General features: G+C 75.0%; 23 protein-coding genes. 11 read left to right on the plus strand and 12 right to left on the minus strand.

All coding sequences use genetic code 11. From position 1 onward, the window contains the following. Window positions 1–30: 30 nt before the first annotated feature. Window positions 31–741, minus strand: coding sequence for a DUF981 family protein (locus CCE02nite_RS09785; protein ID WP_255318770.1), 711 nt, complete (start codon window positions 739–741; stop codon window positions 31–33). 754 nt (window positions 742–1495) lie between these two features. Between CCE02nite_RS09785 and CCE02nite_RS09790 the strand changes: the two genes are divergently transcribed. From CCE02nite_RS09790 to CCE02nite_RS09805, 4 genes are all read left to right on the plus strand, one after another. Beyond that, window positions 1496–2203 (plus strand): TetR/AcrR family transcriptional regulator, encoded by a 708-nt coding sequence (locus CCE02nite_RS09790; RefSeq protein ID WP_141389458.1) that lies wholly within the window; start codon window positions 1496–1498, stop codon window positions 2201–2203. Window positions 2204–2338: 135 nt separating this feature from the next. Continuing rightward, on the plus strand, window positions 2339–4576 hold the full coding sequence (locus CCE02nite_RS09795; RefSeq protein WP_255318771.1) for an exo-beta-d-1,3/1,6-glucosidase: 2238 nt from the start codon (window positions 2339–2341) through the stop codon (window positions 4574–4576). 169 nt (window positions 4577–4745) lie between these two features. Continuing rightward, window positions 4746–5723, plus strand: a complete 978-nt coding sequence (locus CCE02nite_RS09800; RefSeq protein WP_141389460.1) for a hypothetical protein — start codon at window positions 4746–4748, stop codon at window positions 5721–5723. After that, window positions 5720–5959 (plus strand): hypothetical protein, encoded by a 240-nt coding sequence (locus CCE02nite_RS09805; RefSeq protein ID WP_141389461.1) that lies wholly within the window; start codon window positions 5720–5722, stop codon window positions 5957–5959. The genes CCE02nite_RS09800 and CCE02nite_RS09805 overlap by 4 nt, the downstream gene beginning before the upstream one ends. A gap of 290 nt (window positions 5960–6249) precedes the next feature. Here CCE02nite_RS09805 and CCE02nite_RS09810 read toward each other — a convergent pair whose 3' ends face one another. Continuing rightward, window positions 6250–8565, minus strand: coding sequence for a sodium-translocating pyrophosphatase (locus tag CCE02nite_RS09810; protein ID WP_141389462.1), 2316 nt, complete (start codon window positions 8563–8565; stop codon window positions 6250–6252). A 74-nt stretch (window positions 8566–8639) separates the two neighbouring features. On the opposite strand from CCE02nite_RS09810, the gene CCE02nite_RS09815 reads away from it, so the two are divergent. Then, a complete protein-coding gene (locus tag CCE02nite_RS09815; protein WP_255318772.1) occupies window positions 8640–9332 on the plus strand; it encodes a sigma-70 family RNA polymerase sigma factor in 693 nt (230 codons plus the stop codon). Next, the gene (locus CCE02nite_RS09820; RefSeq protein WP_141389463.1) at window positions 9329–10756 is read left to right on the plus strand and encodes a hypothetical protein; all 1428 of its coding nucleotides are present in this window, start codon (window positions 9329–9331) and stop codon (window positions 10754–10756) included. The genes CCE02nite_RS09815 and CCE02nite_RS09820 overlap by 4 nt, the downstream gene beginning before the upstream one ends. Before the next feature lie 77 nt (window positions 10757–10833). Here the strand turns inward: CCE02nite_RS09820 and CCE02nite_RS21005 are convergent, their stop codons facing one another. Continuing rightward, a complete protein-coding gene (locus CCE02nite_RS21005) occupies window positions 10834–11652 on the minus strand; it encodes an alpha/beta fold hydrolase (RefSeq protein WP_371861909.1) in 819 nt (272 codons plus the stop codon). Between the two features lie 38 nt (window positions 11653–11690). Here CCE02nite_RS21005 and CCE02nite_RS09830 point away from each other — a divergent pair, with 38 nt between their 5' ends. Further along, the gene (locus CCE02nite_RS09830; RefSeq protein WP_371861910.1) at window positions 11691–13088 is read left to right on the plus strand and encodes a M18 family aminopeptidase; all 1398 of its coding nucleotides are present in this window, start codon (window positions 11691–11693) and stop codon (window positions 13086–13088) included. Between the two features lie 73 nt (window positions 13089–13161). On the opposite strand, the gene CCE02nite_RS09835 is transcribed toward CCE02nite_RS09830, so the two are convergent. Continuing rightward, complete coding sequence (locus CCE02nite_RS09835; RefSeq protein ID WP_218027079.1) at window positions 13162–13821, minus strand: SRPBCC family protein; 660 nt, start codon at window positions 13819–13821, stop codon at window positions 13162–13164. 103 nt (window positions 13822–13924) lie between these two features. Here CCE02nite_RS09835 and CCE02nite_RS09840 point away from each other — a divergent pair, with 103 nt between their 5' ends. Beyond that, complete coding sequence (locus CCE02nite_RS09840) at window positions 13925–16498, plus strand: DEAD/DEAH box helicase (protein ID WP_255318774.1); 2574 nt, start codon at window positions 13925–13927, stop codon at window positions 16496–16498. 153 nt (window positions 16499–16651) lie between these two features. Here CCE02nite_RS09840 and CCE02nite_RS09845 read toward each other — a convergent pair whose 3' ends face one another. From CCE02nite_RS09845 to CCE02nite_RS09880, 8 genes are all read right to left on the minus strand, one after another. Continuing rightward, a complete protein-coding gene (locus CCE02nite_RS09845; RefSeq protein ID WP_141389465.1) occupies window positions 16652–17107 on the minus strand; it encodes an Rv3654c family TadE-like protein in 456 nt (151 codons plus the stop codon). Beyond that, complete coding sequence (locus tag CCE02nite_RS21185) at window positions 17104–17586, minus strand: TadE family type IV pilus minor pilin (protein ID WP_304363329.1); 483 nt, start codon at window positions 17584–17586, stop codon at window positions 17104–17106. The genes CCE02nite_RS09845 and CCE02nite_RS21185 overlap by 4 nt, the downstream gene beginning before the upstream one ends. A gap of 3 nt (window positions 17587–17589) precedes the next feature. Continuing rightward, window positions 17590–17796: a DUF4244 domain-containing protein gene (locus tag CCE02nite_RS21010; protein WP_141389466.1), complete on the minus strand. Its 207-nt coding sequence runs from the start codon at window positions 17794–17796 to the stop codon at window positions 17590–17592. Window positions 17797–18400: 604 nt separating this feature from the next. After that, window positions 18401–18619 carry a hypothetical protein gene (locus CCE02nite_RS20455; RefSeq protein WP_170227272.1) on the minus strand — a complete coding sequence of 73 codons (219 nt, stop codon included), beginning with the start codon at window positions 18617–18619 and terminating at the stop codon, window positions 18401–18403. Between the two features lie 138 nt (window positions 18620–18757). Next, complete coding sequence (locus CCE02nite_RS09865; RefSeq protein ID WP_255318775.1) at window positions 18758–19375, minus strand: type II secretion system F family protein; 618 nt, start codon at window positions 19373–19375, stop codon at window positions 18758–18760. Then, on the minus strand, window positions 19372–20022 hold the full coding sequence (locus tag CCE02nite_RS09870; protein ID WP_141389467.1) for a hypothetical protein: 651 nt from the start codon (window positions 20020–20022) through the stop codon (window positions 19372–19374). Before CCE02nite_RS09870 ends, CCE02nite_RS09865 begins: the two co-directional genes overlap by 4 nt. 7 nt (window positions 20023–20029) lie before the next feature. Then, a complete protein-coding gene (locus tag CCE02nite_RS09875) occupies window positions 20030–21304 on the minus strand; it encodes a TadA family conjugal transfer-associated ATPase (protein WP_371861911.1) in 1275 nt (424 codons plus the stop codon). Beyond that, window positions 21301–21996 carry a CpaE-like family protein gene (locus CCE02nite_RS09880; protein WP_255318776.1) on the minus strand — a complete coding sequence of 232 codons (696 nt, stop codon included), beginning with the start codon at window positions 21994–21996 and terminating at the stop codon, window positions 21301–21303. The genes CCE02nite_RS09875 and CCE02nite_RS09880 overlap by 4 nt, the downstream gene beginning before the upstream one ends. A gap of 166 nt (window positions 21997–22162) precedes the next feature. Here CCE02nite_RS09880 and CCE02nite_RS09885 point away from each other — a divergent pair, with 166 nt between their 5' ends. The 3 genes from CCE02nite_RS09885 (at window position 22163) to CCE02nite_RS09895 (ending at window position 25683) form a co-directional block, all read left to right on the plus strand. Then, window positions 22163–22984, plus strand: coding sequence for an HAD family hydrolase (locus tag CCE02nite_RS09885; protein ID WP_141389469.1), 822 nt, complete (start codon window positions 22163–22165; stop codon window positions 22982–22984). 372 nt (window positions 22985–23356) lie between these two features. Next, on the plus strand, window positions 23357–24847 hold the full coding sequence (locus CCE02nite_RS09890; RefSeq protein WP_141389470.1) for an NAD-dependent malic enzyme: 1491 nt from the start codon (window positions 23357–23359) through the stop codon (window positions 24845–24847). A 2-nt stretch (window positions 24848–24849) separates the two neighbouring features. After that, complete coding sequence (locus CCE02nite_RS09895) at window positions 24850–25683, plus strand: RNA methyltransferase (RefSeq protein ID WP_308463692.1); 834 nt, start codon at window positions 24850–24852, stop codon at window positions 25681–25683. The last annotated feature ends 187 nt before the right edge of the window (window positions 25684–25870 follow it).

The raw sequence follows: 25870 nt of genomic DNA on the forward strand, positions 1-25870 counted from the left end.
CCTGGCCTGCCGCTCGGCGTCGGCCCGGCATCAGCCCATCGTGTTGACGACGAGCCCGATGTGGGTGAAGAAGTTCATGGCGCCGAACAGCAGGAAGGCCACCCCGGACAGGCCCCAGGCCCAGCCGATGACGGTTCGCACGGCGCGGCGACCGGAGCGCACCGCGAACGGGAAGAGGATCGCCCCGACGCCGACGAGCGCGATGAGGCCGGACATGAAGATCGCCTCGACGAGCGGGTAGGCGGCGAACGCGCCCGAGATGGGCTCCTCCGGCGGCGCGGCGAAGAGCTGGTACGTCACGCCCGCGATCGCGATGGCGACGAGCCCGAGGCCCATGCCGAGCACGAACACCGAGACGGGGCGGGCCACGGCCTGAAGGTGCTCGGTCGCGTCCGCGCGCTCGAGCGCCGCCCGGCCGCGCGTCCACAGGTAGAACGCCGCCGCGAGCAGCAGCACGCCGAACGCGAGGCTCGTCTCGCCGAAGATGATGTTGTCGAACGGGAAGCCCCCCGCGGCGAGCGGCCATGTGAGCGTCATGTGCAGCCCCGTCGCCGTGAGGATCGTGCCGAGCACGCCGAACGCGAGCGACCACCCCTCGACGACGACCTTCCCCGGCGCCCGCAGCAGCTCACGGCCGAGCATGACGAGCAGGATCAGCCCGGCCCCGACGGCGACGGACATCACGGTGTTGTAGGTGGGCATCTGCGCCCAGTCGATGACGAGCCCCTCGGCGGCGACCATCTCTGTCCACTCCTCGTTCGTTCCCCTGAGTCGCGCTCACGACTCGAGGGCAATAACCATACGAACGTATAGGTTATTCCCCACCCATTGCTCCAGATCCGTTCGAGCCGCCACAGCGGGCCCCTGCGACGCCGAGGTAGAGCCGTGGTCGGCCGAGGTAGAGCCGTGGTCCGCCGAGGTAGAGCCGCGGTCCGCCGAGGTAGAGCCGCGGTCCGCCGAGGTAGAGCCGTGGTCCGCCGACGGAGAACCATGGCCGTGCCGGACGGCCGGGTCCGCCCGCCGGGGCCGGGGGGGTGGTCGCTCGACCCGCGCTGGCCAGCATTGGTACGCGCGAGGCACCTCACGGCACCGCAGAGGACGAATTGACACCGCGGGCGGTCGCCCGCGGTGAGGACCGACCAAGGCGAGACGACGCCGGGCGGGGTGGGTGGTGGTGCCGCGTCGTGGCGGGCCTGGCGGGAGCCGCGAGGAACGAGCGGCGGATGGTAGACGCGGCACCACCACCCACCCCGCCCACCCAGGGCAACCACACGCCGTCGAACCCAAGAACCACAGCTCTACCTCGCGCAACCAGGGCTCTACCTCGCGCGACCTCGGCTCTACCTCGCGCAACCAGGGCTCTACCTCGCGCGACCTCGGCTCTGCCTCGCGCAACCAGGGCTCTACCTCGCGCGACCAGGGCTCTACCTCGCGCAACCAGGTCTCTACGTCGGCGGCTCCGGGCGGGTGGTGCCGGGCTCACTACGATGGCCGCGTGGACGACGGAGCGGGCACCATCGACCGGGCAGCGCGGCGCGACGGGGAGAGTGCGGGGGCCGGCGCGGCGCGCGGGGCGACCCACGACGCGACGCACGGCGCGACGCACGGCGCGACGCACGGCGCGCGCGCCACGGTGCAGGGACGCAGCGCGCAGCGGCAGCGCGCGATGGTCGAGGCGGCGGCGCACCTGCTCATCGCGGAGGGCTTCGGCGCCGTGACCCACCGCCAGGTGGCTCGCGCGGCGGGCGTGCCGCAGGGCTCGGCGTCGTACTACTTCCCGACGAGCGCGTCGCTGGTCTCGACGGCGGTCGAGGCCGCGGAGGACGTGCGCGCGACGGCGGCGCAGGAGCGGGCCGACGCGCTGTCGCGGGAGCCTCGGTCGAGCGCGGCGACGGCGCGCGAGCTGATCGAGACGCTGTACGCGCCGCACGTGGACGACACGGTGGTCGACGTGCGGCTGGACCCGATGCTCACGGCGATGCGCGACCCTGCGCTGCGGCCGATCATGCGCGCGTCGCGGCCGCGCCTGCTCGCCGCGGCGCAGACCGTGCTGGACGCGTCGGGGCACGCGCACGTGACGGACGTCGACCTCGTGGCGCACGTGGTCGACGCGGCGCTGCTCTCCGCGGCGGCCGCGGAGGACGGCCGCGTGCTGGACCATGCGACGGAGACGGTCGCGCGCTTCCTGGACCACTGGCACTGAGGCTCCAACTTACTTACCGGTTATTCAGTTTTACCGGTAGAGTGGCGGCGCCCGGGCCCCCGAGCGCGTCGGTGGCGACCCGCCCGACACGCACCGCCGCGGGCAGCCGTCGCCGTCGCCGTGGAAGGACCGTCCGTGAGCACCCTCCCCTACCTCGATCCCGCTCTGCCCGTGGCCGACCGCGTCGAGGACCTCCTCGCGCGGATGACGCTCCCCGAGAAGGTCGGGCAGATGCTCCAGCTCGACGCGCGCGACGGCGTCGAGCCGGCGGTCCTGGACAAGCACGCCGGGTCGCTGCTGCACACGTCCCCGCAGAACGTGGTCGAGGCTCACGCGCTCACGGGGCAGACCCGGCTCGGCATCCCTCTGCTGGTCGCCGAGGACTGCATCCACGGCCACTCCTTCTGGGTCGGCGCGACGATCTTCCCCACGCAGCTCGGGATGGCCGCCACGTGGGACCCCGAGCTCGTGGAGCGGGTCGCCCGCGCCACGGCGGTCGAGGTCGCCGCGACCGGCATCCACTGGACGTTCTCCCCCGTGCTGTGCATCGCGCGCGACCTGCGCTGGGGGCGCGTCGACGAGACGTTCGGCGAGGACCCGTACCTCATCGGCGAGCTCGCGTCGGCGATGGTGCGCGGGTATCAGGGCGACGGCCTCGCGGACCCGACCGGGGTCCTCGCGACCGCCAAGCACTTCGCCGGCTACTCCGAGACGCAGGGCGGCCGCGACGCGAGCGAGGCCGACATCTCGCCGCGCAAGCTCCGGTCCTGGTTCCTGCCCCCGTTCGAGCGCGTCGCGCGCGAGGGCTGCGCGACCTTCATGCTCGGCTACCAGTCCATGGACGGCGTGCCCGTCACCGTCAACGGCTGGCTGCTCGACGACGTCCTGCGCGGCGAGTGGGGTTACACGGGCACCCTCGTCACCGACTGGGACAACGTCGGCCGCATGGTCTGGGAGCAGCACATCCAACCCGACTACGTGCACGCCTCCGCCGCCGCCGTGCGCGCGGGCAACGACATGATCATGACCACGCCGAAGTTCTTCGAGGGCGCGCTCGAGGCGGTCGCGCGCGGGCTCGTCGACGAGGCCGCGATCGACGCGGCGGTGCGCCGCATCCTCACGCTCAAGTTCCGGCTCGGGCTGTTCGAGGACCCGCGCCGCCCCGACGTCGCGCGCCAGGAGGCCGTCATCGCCTCGGCGGCTCACACCGCCGTCAACCTCGAGGTCGCCCGGCGGTCACTGGTCCTGCTCGCGAACGACGGCACGCTCCCCTTCACCGGCGGGCGCACGGTCGCCGTCGTCGGCCCGAACGCGGACGACGACCACACCCAGCTCGGCGACTGGGCGGGCGCGTCGGGCCAGGCCGACTGGCTGCCCGACGGCCACCCGCGCGAGATGACCACGACCGTCCTCGACGGCTTCCGCGCCCTCGTCCCCGAGGGCTGGACCGTCACGCACGCGCGCGGCGCCGACATCCTCACGCTCGAGCCCGACCCCGAGGGCGAGCTGTTCCCCGACGGCCAGCCGCGCCCGCAGGTCGTCGTGCCCGCGGAGCCCGACGACGGGCTGATCGCCGAGGCCGTGGCCGCGGCACGCGACGCGGACCTGGTGGTGGCCGTCGTCGGCGACCGCATCGAGCTCGTCGGTGAGGGCAGGTCGACCGCGACGCTCGAGCTCGTCGGCGGCCAGGTCGCCCTGCTCGACGCGCTCGTCGCGACCGGCACGCCCGTCGTGGTCGTCGTCGTCGCGTCCAAGCCGCTCGTGCTCCCGCCGTCCGCCCACGCGGCGGCCGCGATCGTCTGGGCCGCGAACCCGGGCATGCGCGGCGGCCAGGCCGTCGCCGAGCTCGTCCTCGGGCGGATCGAGCCCGAGGGCCGGCTCCCGATCTCGTTCGCCCGGCACGCCGGCCAGCAGCCCACGTACTACAACGTGGTCCGCGGGCAGCACGGCGACCGGTACGCCGACCTCACCCAGAGCCCGGCGTTCGCCTTCGGCGAGGGCCTGAGCTACACGACGGTCGACTACGCGGACCTGCGCGTCCTCGGCTCGGTGCACGGCCCCGACGACGTCGTGCGCGCCCAGGTCACGCTCACCAACACCGGCACGCGGCCCGTCCGCGAGACCGTGCAGGTCTACGTGAGCGACACCGTGACGTCCGTGACGTGGGCCGAGAAGGAGCTCAAGGCGTACCGCAAGGTCGCGCTCGGCCCGGGCGAGTCCACGGTCGTCGACCTCGAGGTCCCCGTCGCGGACTGCACGCTCGTCGACGCCCTGGGACGTCGCGTCGTCGAGCCGGGCGAGTTCGAGCTCCGGGTCGGCCCGTCCTCGCGCGAGAACGCGCTCCTGCGCGCGCCGTTCGTCGTCAAGGGCTGAGCCCCCGGTCATTCGCCCGCGCCCGACGCTTCCACGGGCGGGCAGGACGTGCGGTCCCTCACCATCCACAGGGACGAGCTCGAGCCTTGGCAGGATCGCTACTTTTACGTAGCATTCTGCGACGGGTCGACAGCGGTCGGCTCGTCGTCTCGATCTCAGGGGGAAACACATGACCGTCCGCCGTACCCGGTCGATCACCGCAGTCGGGGTCTGTACCGCGCTGCTCATCTCCGTCGGCGCCACCGGCGCCTCGGCTTCCACCCGAGGAGGGTCCGGCCACCCCGGGCCGCAGGACCTCGCCGACACCACGGCGAGCCTCATCGCCGAGGTCGCCCCTGACCAGGGTCAGGTCTTGACCGGTGCGCAGCGGAGCGGGGCCGTCGTCACCGGAACCCCGCACGTCGACGCCACCGTCCCGCTCGACGGCGACGAGCCCGTCGTCCTCGAGGACGCCACCGACCGGACACCCCCGCTCACGGTGTCGCTCCCGGCAGAGACCAGCACGCACGACGGCCAGGTCGCGACGGACGGCACCGTGGTCTACGAGGCCGTCGACGACGGGGCGCACGCTGCCGTCCAGGCCCTCGACGACGGGTCCGTGCGCATCCAGACCATCACCCCGAGCGCAGACGGACCGCACGCGTTCACCTACACGTTCGGGGACGGGATCACGCCCGTCGAGGGACGGGACGGGGCCGTCGAGCTCGTCCAGGAGATCGCGCCGGGTGTCGCCCTCACCGTCGGACAGGTCAGCGCTCCGTGGGCCGCCGACGCCGACGGCGCTCCGCTGAGCACCACCTACCGGATCGACGGGGACGCACTCGTCCAGACCGTCGACACCGACGCGGGCACCACCTATCCGGTCGTCGCCGATCCGAAGATCACCAAGACCTGGTGGAACACCACGGTCTACCTCAACCGCTACGAGACCCGGCGGCTCGCGGACGGCGCACAGGTGACGGCGTTCGTCGCAGGACTGGTGCCGCACGCCGTCGCCAAGGCGATCGGCGCGATGGCCCAGGCGGGCTCGCTCTACGCCCGCATCTGGTACAACGAGGGGAAGTGCATCAAGTTCGTGTACTACCTCAACCGTGCCAACGTCTGGCAGCCCTACGCCGGGGCAGAAGCAGGAAGATACTGCCGATGACCGACACGAACCTCTGGCTCGTGCTGTGCGGGTCCGTCGGGCTGCTCGTGGCCTGGTCACAGCACGTCGCCGAGCAGCGGGAGTCGGCACGGACCGTGACGACCGTGACGACGATCGGTGTCGTCTCGGCCGGTGCTCTGTGCGCCGCCGCGGAGGGGCAGTGGCTCGCGGCAGGTGGGGCGGTCCTGCTGCCCTACGTCGCACTGCGGCTCATCCTGGGCCGTGGTCACCGGTAGCGGTAGACTCCGCGACGACCACGCCGCACCGTCGCCCTCGTGACCTGCCGGAACCGAGGGCGATCGCCCTCACCACCCCGGACTCGGGGAGGTGAGGGCGGACCGGGTGTCTGACGCCGCCCTGGCACCCTCCCACCCGGCACCCGGTCGAGTCTCTCGACCGCGGGGTGTTCCGCACCCCGCGGTCGAGGGTCCCCGACCCCGGCAACAGCTCGGCTGCTCAGTGAGCACCGGACCACCATGCACAGGGACGGACGACGCACGACCCGCGCGCACCGGTCCGCGATCGGTCAGGCGCCGGTCGCGACGCGCTCGGGCTCGACCGTGGACTGCTCGCGGTCGACGCGCGCCGCGCGGAGCCGGGACATGATCACCGCGCCGAACGCGATCGCCGCCGCGACGACAGCGATGCCGATCCGCAGCGTGTGGTTCGCGTCCGCGGGGACGCTCATGAGCACCACCGCCGGTGCGATCAGCACCGACACGAGGTTCATGACCTTGATGAGCGGGTTGATCGCCGGCCCGGCCGTGTCCTTGAACGGGTCGCCGACGGTGTCACCGATGACGGTCGCCGCGTGCGCCTCGGAGCCCTTGCCGCCGTAGGCACCGTCCTCGACGATCTTCTTCGCGTTGTCCCACGCGCCGCCCGAGTTGGCGAGGAACACCGCCATGAGCACACCCGCACCGATCGCCCCGGCGAGGAAGCCGGCGAGCGGGCCGACGCCCAGGCCGAACCCGACCGCGATGGGCGCGAACGCGGCGAGCAGACCCGGCGTCGCGAGCTCGCGCAGCGAGTCGCGCGTGCAGATGTCCACGACCTTGCCGTACTCCGGGCGCTCCTGGAACGTCATGATCCCGGGGTGCTCGCGGAACTGGCGGCGCACCTCGAAGACGATCGCCCCGGCGGCCCGCGTCACGGCGTCGATCGCGAGGCCGGAGAACAGGAAGACCGTCGCGGCACCGAGGATCAGGCCCACGAGCGTGATCGGCGAGATGATCTGGTAGTCGAGCATGGCGGTGACGAGGCCGCTGCCGACCGCCTCGACGTCGGCGAGCGCGTGGCTCACCGCGTCGGCGTACGACCCGAACAGCGCGGTGGCGGCGAGGACCGCCGTCGTGATCGCGATGCCCTTGGTGATGGCCTTCGTCGTGTTGCCCACCGCGTCGAGGTCCGTGAGGATCTGCGCCGCCTCCGCGTCGCCGTCGCCGGACTCGCCGACCGACATCTCGTAGATGCCCTGGGCGTTGTCCGAGACCGGGCCGAACGTGTCCATCGCGACGATGACGCCGACCGTGGTGAGCAGCCCGCACCCGGCGAGCGCGACGAGGAACAGCGCGAGCCACACCGAGCCGCCCGCGAGGAGGAACAGGCCGCAGATCGCGGCGGCGATCACGCCCGCCGTGTACACCGCGGACTCGAACCCGACCCCGATGCCGGACAGGACGACGGTCGCGGCGCCCGTGCGCGAGGTGGCCGCCACGTGCAGCGTCGGCTTCGACGTCGTGCCGGTGAAGTAGCCCGTGATCCACAGGATGATGCCCGCGAGGACGATGCCGATGACGACCGCGAGGCTCGCGACGACGCGCGGGTCGGCGGCGATCCCCGACAGGTCGCCGAGGTCCGCCGTGCCGTCGAGCGCCGAGAACGACGACGGCAGGTAGACGAACGCGGCGACCGCGGCGAGCACCGCGCCGATGAGCGCGGAGAGGTAGAACCCGCGGTAGATGGCCTTGAGCCCGTTCTCCTGGCCGCGCACGCGCGTGATGAAGACGCCCAGCACGGCGACGAGCGCGCCGATCGCGGTGACCACGAGCGGGAAGACGAGGCCCTCCTCGCCCATGGCCGCCTTGCCGAGGATGAGCGCCGCGACGAGCGTCACGGCGTACGACTCGAAGAGGTCGGCGGCCATGCCGGCGCAGTCGCCCACGTTGTCGCCCACGTTGTCCGCGATCGTCGCCGCGTTGCGCGGGTCGTCCTCGGGGATGCCCTGCTCGACCTTGCCGACGAGGTCCGCACCGACGTCGGCCGCCTTGGTGAAGATGCCGCCGCCGACGCGCATGAACATGGCGAGCAGCGCGGCGCCGAAGCCGAAGCCCTCGAGCACGGCCGGCGCGTCGCCCTTGTAGATCAGCACGACCCCCGCGGCACCGAGCAGGCCGAGGCCGACGACCGACATGCCGACGACGCCGCCCGTCCGGAACGCGATGCGCGCGCCCTCGGTGCGTCCGCCGGGCCGGGTCGCGGCCGACGCGACGCGCACGTTGGCCCGCACCGCGAGCCACATGCCGAGGTAGCCGATGGCCGCCGAGAACCCGGCGCCGACGAGGAACGCCACCGAGCGCCCGACGCGGATGCCGCCGTCACCAGGCAGCAGGAACAGCAGGCCGAAGACGATCACCGCGAACAGGGCGAGCGTGCGGAACTGGCGGCTCAGGTAGGCCCCGGCGCCCTCCTGCACGGCCTGGGCGATGTCCTGCATCTTCGCCGTGCCGTCGTCCGCGGCCAGGACCTGTCTGCGCAGGACGAACGCGAAGACCAGCGCCACGAGCGCGATCACCGCGATGACGGCGACGATGGTGAGACTTTCCGAACCGAGCGTGAGCATCCGTCCTCCTTGACGAACCGCGCGACCGTCGCGCCGGTCCCCTGCCGGAGCGATGGGGGTGAGTCTACGCACGTGTGGCGCACGTCACGACCACTCGTGCAGGACGTCACAAACGCATCCCCGCCGCCCTCGGCGAGCCGGTCGCGGAAGAGGCTGCACCCGACCCCAACCGAACGCTCGCGACGGACGTTGAGAAGGGCGACGGTGTTCACGACGAGCAGGAGGCATGCGCGATGGCGCGATGGGAAACGGTGCTGGACGAGATCGTCCGCACCCGGCGGAGGGCGCTCGTCGGTTACGCCTATCTCCTCACCGGGAACGCCACGGAGGCGGAGGACCTCGTCCAGGACGCCCTGTTCCGGACCTTTCGCCGCGGACGTTCTGCGACGGACTTCCAGCTCGCCGAGAGCTACGTCCGCCGCTCGATCGTCACGGCGTACCTCGACGGCACCCGCCGCCGCAAGCGGTGGGACGGTGTGCGCCATCTGCTCGATCCGCGCCCCGAGGTGCACGAGCCGACCCCTACCGAAGTGCGCCTCGACATCGTGGAGGCGCTCGGGGCGCTCTCGCCACGAGAGCGCGCATGCGTCGTCCTGCGGTACTTCAGCGACCTCCCCGTCCGCGACGTCGCCGCACAGCTCGGGATCGGCGAAGGGACCGTCAAGCGCTACCTCAGCGACGCGAACACCAAGCTTGCCGCCCGACTCGGCCCCGTCCGAGCGGCCGACGACGACCTGACCGTGACGAACCAGCGAGGTGCGCGATGAACCGGCCCATCACCGACGAGCCCTTCGACCTCGAGGGGGCCCTGCACTCCGCCGCGGACGCGGTACGGCCCACGACCGACGACGCGGTCGCCCGCGAGCGCCTGCACGGTGCCGTGCGGCGCGCCCGCCACCGCCGCGCGGGACTGGTCGGGACCGCCGCCGCTCTCGCGCTCGTCCTCGGTGGCGTGGGCGTCACGGCGGCCTGGGACCGCAGTCCCGAGCCCCTCATCCCGGCGCCCGCGCCGAGCCCCGACCCCACGCCGACGGACCCTGGCCCCACGCGCCCGGCCGACTTCCCCGCGCCGGTGACCGAGGACGACCTCCGCTGCGGCAGCCCAGCCCCGGCCGCCACCGGCGCCGACCTGCTCGCGACCGCGACCATCGAGACCACTGCCCTGTCGGTGCCTTCGCCCGGGCTCGCCGACGTCGTCGCGCAGCTCAGGATCGAGGACGGCGCCGACGTGGTCGCGCTCGACCCCACGGTGCGCGCCGGCTACGTGCTGGTCCAGGACGGCACCATCGTGTCGACCACGGCCAGGTGGCCCAACCCGGCGCAGGACGAGGCACCTACCGAGCTCGCCGCGGGGTCCGTCGTCCCCCTCACCCTCTCCGTCGACTCCTTCGCCGTCTGCGACCTCTACGGGGTGGGCGAGTCGCCCTCGCTGATGCCGGGCGAGTACGAGCTCGCCGTCATCGTGCCGTGGACCGTCCTGCCCCACGCGGCGGAGACCCACGACGACGGGGAGTCACCGTCGGGCGCGAGCGACGCTGCGCCGCTCTTCGACGGCTGGCTGGTCTCCAGCACCGTGCCGGTCGTCGTCGAACCACCGGACCAGCCCGGGCAGGACGAGGGGTCCGAGGCTCCGGACCCCCTCGGGCACGCGGCCACGGGCCCGTCCACGACGTTCCCGTCCGGGCCCACGTCCGCCGATCTCGAGTGCGGCATGCCGGCACCCACGCCGTCGACCTCGCTCCTCGCGTACCTGGCTCGACCGGGGGTGATCCAGGTGGGGGCGGGCACGACCACGACGCGTGCCTCGATGCTCTACGGCGACTCGCTCGCCCAGGTCCGGGCTGCCTACCCGACCACGGCGAGCGCCTACGTCGTGGTGCGCGACGGCCTGATCGTCAGCTCCACGAGGTCGAGCTCCCGGACGTCGGCGGACCTGCGGACCACGGTGCTCGCTGCCGAGGAGCCGGTGCCGTTCGAGTACTCCACCGAGATCCGCTGTGACGACGGCGCCGCCACGGGAGGGACCCTCGCTCCCGGTACGTACACCTACTACGGGCTCCTGCCCTGGACGATCACGTCGTACCGCCTGATGCAGAAGGACGGCTCCTGGGGTGCCACCCAGACCGCCGACGACGCTCCTCTCTTCGAGGGCTGGCTGATCTCCGAGCCGGCGTCGTTCGTCGTCCGCTGAGCGACCCCGGCCCCGGCCCCGGCGACGCTGGTAAGGACCGCGGGGCGCGCGTGGTGGCGCTCCCGACGGACGCACGATCATCCCACGGCGCTCGCGGTCCCCCGACGGCCGGCCCCCCGCGCGAGGTGCGCGACGACGTCGGGCCGGGTGAGCGGGAACAGGTGGCCCTCGCCCGCGAGGCCGACGCGCGGGACGGCGAGCCGGTCGGAGAGCTCGCGCTGCTGGCGCAGGAAGCGCGCGCTCGCCCGGAGCCCGGTGACGAGCAGGGGTTGGACGGACGGCGGGAGGGCGCGACCGTCGTCGAGCAGGGCGCGCACGCGAGGTGCCTGCTCCCAGCTCGCGAACCACTGGTGGGCGAGCGCCGTCCACGCGTCGCGGGATCCGTAGCGGGCGCGGGAGACGTGGCGCGTGAGGCGGTCCGGCCGACGCGCGACCACCCGGACGCCCACACGGCGCAGCTCCGGTCCGGTCACGGCGAGGCCGGCCGCGAGCACGCTCGCCGCCGCGGTGCCCGCCCGGGCCAGTGCGCGCCCCGTGTGCAGCGCCGGGAGGTGCGCCTCCCACGGGCTCGTCGGGTCGAGCAGCACGAGACGGCGGACCTCGTCCGGGTGGAGCAGCGCCCACTCGAGCGCGGTGAGCCCGCCGACGGAGTGCCCGACGAGGTCGACGGGCTCGGACCCGTCGACGCCGAGCGCCGCGCGCACCGCGGCGACCGGTCCTGTCACGGGGACGCGCCACGCGTCGAGGACGCGGACGTCGTCGGTGCCGCCCGGGGACCCGAGGGCGCGCGCGAGAGGGGCGAAGTCCTCGGGGGTCAGGGCGAGGCCCGGCAGGACGACCCAGGTCATGCGGACTCCGTTCTCCCCGTGCCACGCTCCGGCAACGGCCCCGACCACCCTACGGAGCGCTCCTGGGCGTGCGTAGGGTGGAGCCTGTGTCGACGCCCAGCACCCCCGTGACCGACCCGACCCCCCACGAGCGCGCGCACGCGCACGCGCTGGACCTCGCGACGTTCGTCGAGGCGTCCCCGTCGTCCTACCACGCGGCCCACGAGGTCGCGCGCCGCCTCGAGGCCGCCGGCTTCGAACGGCTCGACGAGACGGCGGCGTGGCCCTCGTCGACCGGCAACGGGGGCGACGGTCCCGCGGGCGGGCGGTACGTCGTCGTGCGCGACGGCGCGGTGATCGCCTGGGCCGTGCCCGCGGGCGCGACCGCGACGACGCCGTTCGCGGTCCTCGGCGCCCACACCGACTCCCCCGGCTTCAAGCTCAAGCCTCGGCCGAGCACCGGGCGCGAGGGCTGGTGGCAGGCCGGCGTCGAGATCTACGGCGGTCCGCTGCTCAACTCGTGGCTCGACCGCGAGCTCGAGCTCGCCGGGCGGCTGGTGACGTCGGACGGCGTCGAGCACCTCGTGCGCACCGGGCCGCTCCTGCGCATCCCGCAGCTCGCGATCCACCTCGACCGGGCCGCGAACGACGGGCTCACGCTCGACAAGCAGCAGCACACGCAGCCCGTGTGGGGGCTCGCGTCGGCGTCGGGGCCGGCCGGGTCCGACGCCGTGGGCGCGTCCCACGGGACGAGCGGCGGGGACGTGCTCGCGGAGCTCGCGCACCACGCGGGCGTCCGGGCGAGCGAGGTCGCCGGGTACGACGTCGTCGTCGCGGACACGCAGTCGCCGCGCGTGTTCGGCGCGCACGGGGCGTTCTTCGCGTCCGGGCGGCTCGACAACCTGCTCTCCGTGCACGCGGGGCTCGTCGCCCTGCTCGAGGTCGCCGGCTCGCCCGACCGTCCCGTCGAGGGCGACGTGATCCCGGTGCTCGCGGCGTTCGACCACGAGGAGATCGGCTCGGAGTCGCGCTCCGGGGCGTCGGGCCCGTTCCTCGCCGACGTGCTCGACCGGGCCGCGGCCGGCCTCGGCGCGACGGAGGAGGAGCGGCACCGCCAGCTCGCGGCGTCGCTGTGCGTGTCGAGCGACGTCGGACACTCGGTGCACCCCAACTACCCGGAGCGGCACGACCCCGCGAACCGGCCCCTCGCGGGCGGCGGGCCGATCCTGAAGATCAACGCCAACCAGCGGTACACGACCGACGCGCACGGCGCGGCGGCCTGGGTGCGGGCGTGCGCACGGGCCGGGGTGCCGAGCCAGGAGTTCGTGTCGAAGAACACCGTGCCGTGCGGCTCGACGATCGGCCCGCTCACGGCGACGCGCCTCGGCATCCGCACGGTCGACGTGGGCGTCCCGATCCTCTCGATGCACTCCGCGCGCGAGCTCACCGCCGTCGTCGACCCGTGGTACCTCTCCCGCGCAGTGGTCGAGGTCTTCCGCGGCTGACCCGTCCCCGCAGGCCCCGCCGAGCATGCGGCGGACTCCCGTCGCACGACCCTGACGGGGCACCACCGCACGGTCAGCGGGGTGCGGCGGCGTGCTCGGCGCGGGCGCGGACGCCGCGCAGCATCTTCTGCGTCATGAGGAAGCTGACCGGCTGCACCGCCTCGACGACGGCCCGGCCCGCGGCGCCCAGCGGCAGGTAGCGCTCGCGGACCAGCAGGCGCGACCGGGCCGTGCCGTCCTCGCCCGGCGGCAGCGCGCGGACGACGAACGCCCACGAGAACCGGAACGGCATCGAGTCCGGCTGCCCCGGTCCCGGGGCGCCGAGCAGCACGAGGTGCGAGGCCGGCTCGAGCGCGGCGACGCGCAGGACGGCCTCGTCGGCGAGATGGACGTCGTCGCCCACGGCCAAGCCCTGCCAGCGCTCCTCGATCGCGTCGGCACTACGGATGTCCAGGCCGACCAGGTTCTCCAGCGCGTCGTACGAGTAGAACCCGCCGCGACCCTGGCCGAGCTGCACCAGCCACGGCCAGACCCCCGACGGCGGCGCGTCGACCGTGACCGCCCGCGTCGCGACGACGGCGCGCGCGTCGGGCACGAGGTCGTCGCCCGGGAGCACGCACTCGTGCTCGCCCTCCCACGTGCCCCACGTCTGGGTCATGCGCCGGGTGAGCAGGAGCGCCCCGACGGCGAGCGCCGCCGTCGCCACGACCCGGACCCCACGCACCGCTCCCATGACCCGATCCTCGGCCGCGCGCCGTGCCCGGCGCGAGGGCCGGAGGTCCCGAGCGTGGCCGCCCCTCGGCCGAAGGGTGGGCCGGAGGTGGGAGACTCGGAGCGTGCCGCACGCCCCCGCCCCCACCTCCCTGCGACCGACGAGCGCGGCCCTGCTCGACGTGCTGCGCGCGGGCGGGCGGCGCGACGAGCGGCTGCTGCACGTGCGCGAGCTGCCCGCGCGAGAAGGCGCGCAGGCAGAGTGGCCGGGGTGGGCCGACGCGTCGCTCGTCGCGGGCTACCGCGCGCTCGGCGTCGACCGCCCGTGGGAGCACCAGGTCATCGCGGCCGACGCCGCATGGTCGGGCCGCCACGTGGCGCTCGCCACGTCGACGGGGTCCGGCAAGTCGCTCGCGTTCTGGCTGCCCGCGCTCTCGTCGGTGCGGGCGGACGCCGCCGCGCGCGTCATGGATCCCGGCCGCATCGAGTCGGTGGTCCGGCGGGGGTCCGTGCTCTACCTGTCGCCCACCAAGGCGCTCGCCGCGGACCAGCTCTCGGGGCTCCAGCGGCTGCTCGACGCGGCCGGGACGCGCGACGTGCGGGTCGCGACGTGCGACGGCGACACGGGGCAGGACGAGCGGCGCTGGGTCCGCGAGCACGCCGACGTCGTGCTGACCAACCCGGACTTCCTGCACTTCGCTCTCCTGCCGTACCACCGCGGCTGGTCGCGGCTGCTGCGCGACCTGCGGTACGTCGTCGTCGACGAGGGCCACGCCTATCGCGGGGTGTTCGGCGCGCACGTGTCCCTCGTCCTGCGACGCCTGCGACGGCTCGCCGCGCACTACGCGCGCGAGGGCGACCGGCCGCCGACGTTCGTCGTCGCGTCGGCCACGACCGCCGACCCCGCGACGAGCGCCGCGCGCCTCGTGGGCGTCGAGCCCGACGACGTCGTGACGGTCGCGCAGGACACCTCGCCCGCGGGGCGCAAGACGTTCGCGCTGTGGGAGCCGCCGGTAGTCGTGGGCTTCGACGCGGCGTCCGCCGCCGGTCCCGCCGAGGGGCACGACGACGACCCGACCGTCCCGACGTCCGTCGACGCCGCACCGGAGCACCCGCGGCGCAGCGCGACGGCCGAGGCAGCGGACCTGCTCGCGGACCTCGTCATCGCGGGCGCGCGCACGCTCGCGTTCACGCGCTCGCGCCGAGGCGCGGAGTCGGTCGCGGTCCAGACGCAGGACAGCGTGCGTGTCGTCGACCCGCGGCTCGTCCGGCGCGTCGCCGCCTACCGCGGCGGGTACCTGCCCGAGGAGCGGCGCGAGCTCGAGGACGCCGTGCGCACGGGCGACGTCCTGGGCCTCGCGACGACCAACGCGCTCGAGCTCGGCGTCGACATCTCGGGCCTCGACGCCGTCCTCATCGCGGGGTGGCCGGGTACCCGCATGTCGGTGTGGCAGCAGGCGGGCCGCGCCGGGCGCGCCGGTGCGGACGGCCTCGTGGCGTTCGTCGCCCGGGAGGACCCGCTCGACACCTTCCTCGTGCACCACCCCGAGGCCGTGTTCGACGCCCCGCTCGAGGCGACCGTGTTCGACCCCGCGAACCCGTACGTCCTCGCGCCCCACCTGTGCGCGGCCGCGGCCGAGAACCCGCTGCGCTCCGACGACCTCGTGGCGTTCGGCGACCCTGACGCCGTGCGCGGCCTGCTCGACGTGCTCGTCGCCCGCGGCGCGCTGCGCCGTCGCGCGTCCGGCTGGTACTGGACGCACGCGCAGCCCGCGTCGGGCATGACCGACCTGCGCGGGTCGGGTGGCGCGCCCGTGCGGGTCGCCGAGGCCCGCACCGGCCGGCTGCTCGGCACGGTCGACGCCGCGTCCGCGGACGGGTCCGTGCACGACGGCGCGGTGTACGTCCACCAGGGGCGCACCTACGTCGTCGAGCACCTCGACCTCGCCGACCACGTCGCGCTCGTGCGCCGCCAGGACGTCGACCACGGGACGTGGTCGCGGTCCACGACGTCCATCACGATCGTCGACGACCCCGCGGACGGGGACGTCGCCGCGGGGCGCGAGGTCGTCGAGCGGAGCTGGGGGCCGGTCGGCTGGGGCTACGGCCCGGTCGACGTGTGCTCGCAGGTCGTGAGCTTCCAGCGCCGCCGACTCCCGGACCTGCAGGTGCTCGGCACCGAGACGCTCGACCTCCCCGAGCGCACGCTCCCCACGATGGCCGTGTGGTGGACCGTCCCGCAGGCGGTGATCGAGGAGGCGGAGGTCGACGCCGACGAGCTGCCCGGCGCGCTGCACGCCGCCGAGCACGCGTCGATCGGTCTGCTCCCCCTCCTCGCGACGTGCGACCGCTGGGACCTCGGCGGAGTGTCCACGGCGCTGCACGCCGACACCGGCGAGGCGACCGTGTTCGTGCACGACGCCTACCCCGGCGGGGCCGGCTTCGCCGAGCGCGGGTTCGAGCTCGGCGCGACGTGGCTGCGCGCCACGCGCGACGCCATCGCGCGCTGCCCCTGCCACGACGGCTGCCCGGCGTGCGTGCAGTCCCCCAAGTGCGGGTCGTACAACGCCCCGCTCGAGAAGGACGCTGCCGTCCGCCTGCTCGACGCCGTCATCGCCCACGCCCCGGAGGCCCAGGTTCTCGACCTCGGGAGCGACAGCCCCGACTCCACGAGAGACGGGCCTGACCTCGCGAGGTAGAACCGCAGGCCCACGAAGGAGAACCGGCCCCACGAGGCCGAACCCCGGCGCCGCGAGACAGAACCGTGGTTGCACGAGGTAGAACCGTGGTTACACGAGGTAGAACCGTGGTTGCACGAGGTAGAACCGTGGTTGCACGAGGTAGAACCGCGATCATCGTGCGGTCGCCGGGCCCGCGCGTGCGGCGGCGCTCGCCCGGCCCAGCGTGACACCGAGGACGGTGACGCCGGTGGTCGAGGCGACGTCCACTCGCACGACCCCACCGTCCTGCTCGCCGCACGCGGTGACCGACACCGCGTTACGGGCCGCAACCTCGCGGGCGCGACCGCACGGGTCCCAGCCGTCGCGAGCGGCCGCGGCGGCCGCGAGCGCCGCGAGGTCGGCCCCGGTCTGCGCCGCCCCACGTGCCGCCTGGGCGTGCGCGAGCGCGGCCAGCCCGAGGGCCAGGACGAGCACGGCGGCGACGACGCCGAGCACGAGCACCGTGCCCGCGCCGCGCTCCGCGTCGTGCGGCCCGATCCCGGCCTGGGCCGTACCGCGACCGGTCCTGCGGGCTCGCCGCGCACGCGCGGTCGGGCCTTCGCCGACCACGGCCCGTTCCGGGGTCATGGCTCGACCCACGCGACGGCCTCGCCGCTCGCGCGCAGGGGCGACGAGGAGAGCCACCCGCCGACGACGGGGGTCGTGACGCGGACCTCGACCCACGGGTCGCCGCGTACGACGCCGACGGTCGCGTCGTCCCCAGCCACCCGGAGCGCCGTCGCGCGCACGGTCGCGTCGTCCTCGCCGATCGCGGCAGCGCGTGCGGCGGCCCTCGCCGCGTCGGCGGAGCGCATCTGGGCGCCCGCCGCCGCGGCGAGGGTGAGGACGACGACGAGGACGAGGACGACCACCGGCAGCGCGACGGCGAGCTCGGCCGTGACCGCACCCCGCTCCTGGTCGTCGCGCGACCGGACCCCGCGGGACCGGACCCCGCGGGACCGAACCCCGCGCGAACGGACCTCCCGCGAGCAGACCTCCCGCGGGCGGAGCGCCCACGGCCGGGACCCGCGCCACGTACCGGTGCCCTTGCCTGCGTCCCGTCGCACGGCTCAGCCCAACGACAGCGCGCTGCGCACGATGCCGAGCAGCAGCTCGCGCACCTCGCCGCTCTTGAGCACGACGATGAGCAGTCCGGCGAAGCCCGCCGCCGCGACGGTCGCGATGGCGTACTCCGCGGTCGCGAGACCGGCCTCACCGTCCTGTCCCGTGCTCGTCCCCGTCAGGCGCGCAAGCACGCGCCGAATCCGTCCTGGCATGTCAGGTCTCCCCTCTCGTGGCCCGCGTCCGCGGGCGGTCCAGGACACCGTGGCGGGTCGACGGCCGGGTACGCACCGTGCCCGGCGCCGCCGGTGGACGGGACCCTCGCGCGACTGACCTGTGGACGGCGTCGGTCCCCGACCCTCGGGCATCGTCGCGGAAAGGGCCCTGCCCGCGTGCACGCGCCGAGTCTCCGCGCTCGCCGGTCGCGGCCCGTCTCGGACTCCTGCTCGGGGCGCAGGATCTCCCTGCGCACGGCGCCACGCGCCACCACGTCCCGTGCGAGCGGGTACATGGTGCGCAGCCCTCGGTCGAACGGGCAGTCGCCCGCGGGGACGTCGTGGACCGCCGCGACCGCCGCGACCGCCGCGACCGTCGCGACCGTCGCGACCGTCGCGACCGTCGCGAGGATGCTCGCCCACGCCTGGCCGAACCTGGTCGGGACGGACCTGGTCGGGACGGACCTGGTCGGGACGGACCTGGTCGGCGGGCGTTCCCGCCACCGAGCTGGTCGTCAGGACCGCCACGTCGGGGGCGTCCACCCATCCCAGCAGCCGGGGCCCGCGTATCCCGCTGTCGGCCGCCCACCGCACGCGGTCACGCTCACCAGCGAGCTGCGGCTACCTCGTCGCCGCTCGCGACCTTCGCGTGCCGAGCACCGTCCTTGCTCACGAAGACCCAGGTGGACGACTCGCCGCCACCGACCTCCTCCCAGAGCCGCTGGGCGAGGGCTCCCCGCTCGGTCGGGCCGACGGCGGTCGCAACCTTGGACCCGCCGTAGCGAGCGGCCCGTCGGTACGGCAGGAACGGCAAGACCGGCACTTGTGCTCGACCCAGCACGAGCAAGAACCGGGCACGAGCACGGGCCTGGCACCGGTGCGGGACCCAGCGCTGACAGTCCGTCAGTCCGTCAGTCCTTCAGTCCGGCAGTCCGGAAGTCCGGAAGTCCGGCAGGGTCGGCTACCCGCCCAGCAGACCGGAGCCGAGGGAGACGAGGACGGGTACGAGCCCGACGAGCACGAACGCCGGGAGGAAGCACGCGCCGAGCGGGAGCACGAGGTGCACGGCGAGGCGCGCCGCGGCGGCCTTCGCCGAGGCGGTCCGGTCCTGTCGGGACGCCTGCGCCGCAGCCCGCAGCGCGGGTGCGGGGGCGGCGCCGTGCAGCCAGGCCGGACGCAGCGCGCGCTGCACGACCGCGAGCCGCGGTGGCGCCGTCGCCCAGGCGGCGTCCCACGACGCGCCGAGGAGGAGCGCGGCGCCCGCGGCTCGCAGGCCGGCACCCTCCCGACCACCGACGCACGACCCGACCACGTCCAGAGCACGCGGGACGGCCGCACCGGAATGGACCGCCGCCGCCAGGAGCTCGAGGAGCACGCCCGTCTCGAGGGGCCCGGCGTCGTCCGGGTCTCCCCGACCTCCGCCTCGCGCCTCCCTCCCACGCCGCGCCCCGGCGGGGCGGCCGGCGGCGCCCTGCGCGCGTCGCGACACCACGACGGCCCGCCGCGCGACGGCCGCCCGCGTCGCCCACCACGGCGCGGTCGCCGCCAGGACCCACGCCGTCACCAGGAGCGCGGTCACCGGTCCTCCCCCGCGCTGCGCGCCCGCTCGACGAGACGCGCGGACCAGGTGCGGCCCGCGAGCAGGAGCACGAGGCCGAGCAGGATCCCGGCCGTCCCGAGGCCGCCGTCGGTCGCGGTGCCGAGCGGGTCGGCACCGAGGACGTAGCCCAGCAGCACACCGACCGCCGGGAGCCACAGGAGCACGCGCGCGGTCGCCCGGGGCCCGGCGAGCGCCGCGTCCCGCTCCGCGCGGGCCTCGGCGTCCGCCGCGACCGAGGCCGCGACCTCGTCGAGCACGGAGGCGAGCGGCGCGCCCACCTCCACCGCCAGCCGGCACGCCGCCACGAGGGCCCGCGCGGTCGCGGGCCCGCCCACGTGCGGCGCGAGCTCGGCGACCCGTGGGACACCCGCGGCGTCGACCCGCACCCCGACCGCCCGCTCCCACGCGACGCCGGGCGCGGCACCGGACCGCAGGAGCGACCCCACCTGCGTCACGACGACGCGCACCAGCTCCGGCACCGCCCGCGCCCGGGACCGGCGCCGCAGGAACGCCGGTCGCCCGGGACGCGGCGACGAGGTGCCGACGACGCTCCGGGCCCGGCGCCCGCCCCGCGCTGCCACGCACCAGACCGCGGCCCCCACGAGCACGCCCACGAGGACCGTCATGCGCGCCTCACGCGCACCACCGCGCCACGAGCTCGTCCCAGGCCGGGCCGGCGACCGGCCCGGTGGCGCTCGTGCTGCCGCCGTCGCCGCCGTCGCGTGCGGAACCGTCGCGCGGGCCCGGCACCCCGTCCCACGAGGCCGCGACGTCGACCCGGAGCCCGGCCCGGACGTCGCCACGCACGACCCCGACCTGGGCGAGCACGCGCCGGGTCGTGCCGCCCGCGCGCACACGGCGCAGGTGCAGCACGACGTCCAGCCCGCCGACCGCCTGTGCCGCCACGGCGGCACGGTCCATGCCCGCGAGCGCCGCCAGCGCCTCGAGACGGGCGGGGATCACCTCGACGTCGTTGGCGTGGATCGTCGCCAGGCCGCCCTCGTGACCGGTGTTGAGGGCCATGAGCACCTCGCGGACCTCCGCCCCACGGCACTCGCCGAGCACGATGCGATCGGGGCGCATCCGCAGCGCGGCGCGCACGAGGTCGGCGAGGTCGACCTCTCCGGCACCCTCGACGTTCGCCCGCCGCGCGGTGAGCGGGACGACGTGCGGGTGGTCCGGGTCGAGCTCGCGCGCCTCCTCCACGCAGACGATGCGCTCGTCCGGCGGGACGAGCGCGAGCAGCGCGGCGAGCAGCGTCGTCTTGCCCGTGCCGGTGCCGCCCGAGACGAGCACGCTCGCGCGCCGGGCGACGAGCCCGCGCAGGACCGGCTCCCAGGCACCCGGGACCGTGCCGGACGCGACGAGATCGGCCATCCCGAACGTCCGCGTCCGCAGCACGCGCAGCGAGATCACGGCCCCAGGCCCGCACACGGGCGCCACCACCGCATGGAGTCGCGTCCCGTCGGGGAGCCGCGCGTCGACCACGGGCGACGCGTCGTCGAGGCGCTGCCCGCCCGCGGCGGCGAGCCGTACGGCCAGCGACCGCACGGCCTCCGGCCCGCCGAGCGGGACGACGACCCGTTGGAGTCCCGCGCCACGGTCGACCCAGACCTCGTCCGGACCGTTGACGAGCACGTCGGTCACACCCGGCTCGTCGAGGTAGCGCTGGAGCGGGCCGGCGCCGAAGATCTCCGCGTGCGCCGTGCGGGTGAGCTCCCGCAGGGCGGTGGTACCGAGCACGCGCCCGGACGCCCGCAGCGCGTCGGCGACGGCCGCGTCGTCGGGTCCCGTCCCCGTCCCGCCTCCCGGCTCGGCGCCGGCCCGCACGAGGCGGTCCCGGACGCCGTCGAGCAGCGGGCCGCGCCCCCGCCCGGTCCGCCCGGGAACGGAGCCCTGCCCGCTCACCCGGGGCTCCCCGCGTACCGCGCCGCGAGGTCCCGTCCTGCGCGGACGACCGGCCCCCGCCCGACGCACGGGCCCTGGCCGCGCTCGATCGCCCCGGCGAGCGCCCGGTCCCAGCCGACCGTCGCGGCGACCTCGAGCCCGACGGCGTCCGCGACCTCGCCGCCGGACAACCGCCCCGGAGACGGCCGGCGCAGCACGAGCGCCGCCGCACCGGGGACCCGGTCGCGCACCGCCGCGGCGCCCGCGACCCCGGCCACGTCGAGCGGCGTCACGACCAGCACCTCGTCGCACGCCCCGAGCAGCCCGGCACCGACCGCGCCCGACCCGATCCCGGCACGGTCGACGTCGAGCACGAGCACGCCCGACCGCGCGGACGTGACCTCGGCGAGCCCCGCCACGACGTCCGCGAGCGCCGCCGGCTCCGGTCCGCCGCCGCGCTCGGTGCTGACGACCGGGACCGTGCCCCACCGCGGCAGGCGTGCGAGGAGGTCCTCGCCGTCGAGCCGGCCGCGCGCGTCGGCGAGGTCGGGCCAGCGCACCCCCGGGTCCTGCTCGATCCCGAGGAGCACGTCGAGACCACCGCCCACGAGGGCGAGGTCGACCAGGCAGGTGGGTGCGCGGCGTCGCGCCACCGCGCGGACGAGCGAGGCCGCGACGACGCTCGCCCCCGCCCCGCCGCGTGCTCCCACCACCGCTACGACCGCTCCGCCCATCGCGTCCTCCCCCGCTGCCCTGTCGACCGGCGCCCCACCCTGCCCTGACCGGCGGGGCGTCGTCGGGCAGGCCGCGCGACCTGTGGAAGGGGCCCCCGGCGAGCGCTCCTGTGGACGGCCTCGTTCCGCGGCTAGGCTCGCGACCGTGACCCCGCTCCCGGACCCGACGGACCCGCCGCGCACCGGCAGGGTCGCCGCGTTCTTCGACCTGGACAAGACGATCATCGCGACGTCGTCGGCCGCGGCGTTCTCCCGGCCGTTCTTCGCCGGCGGGCTCATCAACCGCGGGGACGTGCTGCGCAGCGCGTACGCGCACTTCCTGTTCATGGTGGGCGGGGCCGACGCGGACCAGACCGAGCGCATGCGCGCGCACCTGTCGAACCTCGTGACCGGCTGGGACGTGGCCACGGTGTCGCGCATCGTGGAGGAGACGCTGCACGAGCACATCGACCCCGTCGTCTACGCGGAGGCGGTCGAGCTCATCGAGTCCCACCACGAGCACGGGCACGACGTCGTCATCGTGTCGGCGTCGGGGAGCGAGGTCGTCGAGCCCATCGCGGCGGTGCTGGGCGCCGACCACGCGATCTCGTCGCGCATGGCCGTCGAGGACGGCCGGTACACGGGCGCGATCGACTTCTACGCGTACGGCGAGAACAAGGCCCTCGCGCTCCGCGAGCTCGCCGAGCGCGAGGGGTACGACCTGGACGCGAGCTACGCCTACTCCGACTCCGTGACCGACGCCCCCATGCTGGGCGCCGTCGGGCACGCGTTCGTCGTCAACCCCGACCGGACGCTGCGCCGGCTCGCCGCGGAGCACGGCTGGGGCGCCCTGACCTTCTCGAAGCCCGTCGCCCTGCGGTCGCACCTCGCCGGGTCGACGCCGGCCCTCGCCGCGGCGGGGGTCGTCGCGCTCGGCGTCGCGGCGTGGGTCGTCTGGCGCGCGCTGCGCCGTCGAGGCCGCGGCTGAACGACGCGCGGGCCGGGGTCGCGAGCCGCCTCCCACCGCCCGCGGAAGGGGCCGATCCGGACCTCCCGGACCAACCGCACCGCGGGCGTTCGAACGCTGTAGAACACGGTGTGGAAGTACCCGAGGAGCGGTTGCGCCCGCCGACCGTCCGGGCTGTGATGGAGGGACAACAGCATCTCGGCGGTACCCACGCGCAGGAAGTCCACGTAGGGACTCGCTGACCGGACGAGACCCGGCCACGACGGCCACCTCGCGCCGTTGCAGCGGACACGGTTGCACGCCTGATAGCCGCCGCGATGCTGGCGGGACGGCGCTCCTGAGGGGGCGCCGTCGTCGTGCCGGGCGCGTGGTCGCCGCGCGATACTGGAGACCATGACGTCAGCGCCGAGTGTCTCCTCCTCCATCACCGTCCGCCTCCAGGTCGAGGCGCGCCCCACCGCCGTGAGCGAGCTGACGACGGCGATCGAGCACACGGGCGGGATCGTGTCCGCGCTCGACGTCACGGCGTCGGGCCACGAGCGCATCACGGTCGACGTCACGGTCGCGACGCGCGGCGAGGAGCACGCCGGGCAGATCGTCGAGGCGCTGCGCGCGCTGCCGGGCGTCGTGGTCGACCGCGTCTCCGACCGCACGTTCCTGCTGCACCTGGGCGGCAAGCTGCAGATCGAGCCCAAGGTGCCGATCCGCAACCGCGACGACCTGTCGATGATCTACACGCCCGGCGTCGCGCGCGTGTGCGAGGCCATCGCGGCCAAGCCCGACGACGCGCGCCGCCTCACGATCAAGCGCAACACCATCGCGGTGGTCACCGACGGCTCGGCCGTGCTCGGGCTGGGCGACATCGGCCCGCTCGCCTCGCTGCCCGTCATGGAGGGCAAGGCCGCGCTGTTCAAGCGGTTCGCGGACATCGACGCGTTCCCCATCGCGCTCGACACGACCGACGTCGACGAGATCGTGCGCACCGTCAAGGCCATCGCGCCCGTGTTCGCGGGCATCAACCTCGAGGACATCTCGGCGCCGCGCTGCTTCGAGATCGAGGCACGCCTGCGTGCCGAGCTCGACATCCCCGTGTTCCACGACGACCAGCACGGCACGGCGATCGTCGCGCTCGCGGCGCTGACGAACGCGCTGAAGGTCGTGGGCAAGGACCTGCCGGACGTGCGCATCGTGCTGTCGGGTGCGGGTGCCGCCGGGACGGCGGTGCTCAAGCTCCTGCTCGCTGCGGGCGCGCACGACGTCGTCGTCGCGGACATCGAGGGCGTCGTCCACCCCGACCGTCCGGGGCTGTCCCCCGCGCTCGCCTGGACGGCGGCCAGCACCAACCCGCGGCACGTCACCGGGACGCTGCGCGAGGCCGTCGTGGACGCGGACGTCTTCATCGGCGTGTCCGCGCCCGACGTCCTCACGGGCGACGACGTCGCGCGCATGGCGCCCGGCGCGATCGTCTTCGCGATGGCGAACCCGCGCCCCGAGGTCGACCCGGTCGAGGCGGCACGGCACGCGGCGATCGTCGGCACCGGGCGCTCCGACTTCGCGAACCAGATCAACAACGTCCTCGCGTTCCCCGGAGTGTTCCGCGGACTCCTCGACGCGCAGTCGCACCGCATCACCGACGGGATGCTGCTCGCCGCGGCCCGCGCCCTCGCGTCCGCGATCCACGAGGACCAGCTCAACCCCACCTACATCATCCCGAGCGTGTTCAACCCCGAGGTGACGACGCTCGTCGCCGCCGCCGTCGAGCGGGCCGCGCGCGCCGCCGACGAGGCCGAGCCCGCCGCGCTCACCGGCGGGCTCCCGCGCGTCGCGCCCGCGACGGCACCCACGTCGGGCTCGCCGACCTCGACCACCACCCCGGAGGCCTGACCGTGCAGCGCGTCACCACCCGCAACGCCGCGTTCCAGCAGTGGGAGTCGCTGCTCACCAACCGCACCAAGCGGCACCGCGCGGGCGAGATGGTCGTCCAGGGGGTGCGCCCGATCACGCTCGCCGTCGAGTCGGGCTGGACCGTGCGGACGTGGCTCGTCGACGCGGACCGGTCGCTGTCGAGCTGGGCGCACGCGATGCTCGACCGGGTGCGCACCCAGCGGTTCGCCGTGTCGTCGGAGCTGATGCGCGAGCTCGGCGGCAAGGAGGACGACGCGCCCGAGCTGCTCGCGATCGTCGCGACGCCGCCCGACGACCTGGGGCGGATCGCCGCGGGCGGCCGCGGCCCGAGGGGGGACACCGCGTTCCTCGGCGTCGTGCTCGACCGACCCACGAGCCCCGGGAACGTCGGGACCGTCGCGCGGTCGCTCGACGCGTTCGGGGGCGGCGGGCTGATCGTCGCGGGGCACGCCGCGGACCCGTACGACCCGCGCGCCGTCCGCGCCAGCACCGGCTCGATCTTCTCCGTGCCGACCGTCCGCGTGCCCGCAGGGCGCGACGTCCTCGACTGGGTCTCCACGCAGCGCTCCGCCGGGGTCCCGCTGACGCTGCTCGGGACCGACGAGCACGGCGACGTCGAGCTCGCCGAGCACGACCTGACCGGCCCGACGCTCGTCCTCACCGGCAACGAGACGACCGGTCTCAGCGCGGGATGGCGCGACGCGTGCGACGTCATGGTGAGCATCCCCATGCTCGGCACGGCGAGCTCGCTCAACGCCGCGAGCGCCACCACGGTCGTCCTGTACGAGGCCGTGCGCCAGCGCCGGGCGCGCTGACGGGGGCCGGTTCCGGGGACCGCGCGACCGGCGCGGGTCGCAGCCCGGGCAGTTTGCGAGCGATCCCGCCGAATGGTGGACCCTTGTGACCGCGCTCACGACGACGGGTCTAGACTCCCGAAGGTCGGGGCCCGCCGCGGTGGGCGTCCGACCGCCCTGCGCCCGCCGCCGCTCCCCGGTGGCCCAC

This window comes from Cellulosimicrobium cellulans, from assembly GCF_006539945.1.
Taxonomy (GTDB): Bacteria; Actinomycetota; Actinomycetes; order Actinomycetales; family Cellulomonadaceae; genus Cellulosimicrobium; species Cellulosimicrobium cellulans.

Coding starts and splice junctions, on each gene's coding strand:
- CCE02nite_RS09890 (WP_141389470.1), top strand. CDS start 23,357: ATGACGTCAGCGCCGAGTGTCTCCTCCTCCATCACCGTCCGCCTCCAG.
- CCE02nite_RS21010 (WP_141389466.1), bottom strand. CDS start 17,796: ATGCCAGGACGGATTCGGCGCGTGCTTGCGCGCCTGACGGGGACGAGC.
- CCE02nite_RS09820 (WP_141389463.1), top strand. CDS start 9,329: ATGAACCGGCCCATCACCGACGAGCCCTTCGACCTCGAGGGGGCCCTG.
- CCE02nite_RS09835 (WP_218027079.1), bottom strand. CDS start 13,821: ATGGGAGCGGTGCGTGGGGTCCGGGTCGTGGCGACGGCGGCGCTCGCC.
- CCE02nite_RS09870 (WP_141389467.1), bottom strand. CDS start 20,022: ATGACGGTCCTCGTGGGCGTGCTCGTGGGGGCCGCGGTCTGGTGCGTG.
- CCE02nite_RS09805 (WP_141389461.1), top strand. CDS start 5,720: ATGACCGACACGAACCTCTGGCTCGTGCTGTGCGGGTCCGTCGGGCTG.
- CCE02nite_RS09785 (WP_255318770.1), bottom strand. CDS start 741: ATGGTCGCCGCCGAGGGGCTCGTCATCGACTGGGCGCAGATGCCCACC.
- CCE02nite_RS09845 (WP_141389465.1), bottom strand. CDS start 17,107: ATGACCCCGGAACGGGCCGTGGTCGGCGAAGGCCCGACCGCGCGTGCG.
- CCE02nite_RS09800 (WP_141389460.1), top strand. CDS start 4,746: ATGACCGTCCGCCGTACCCGGTCGATCACCGCAGTCGGGGTCTGTACC.
- CCE02nite_RS09810 (WP_141389462.1), bottom strand. CDS start 8,565: ATGCTCACGCTCGGTTCGGAAAGTCTCACCATCGTCGCCGTCATCGCG.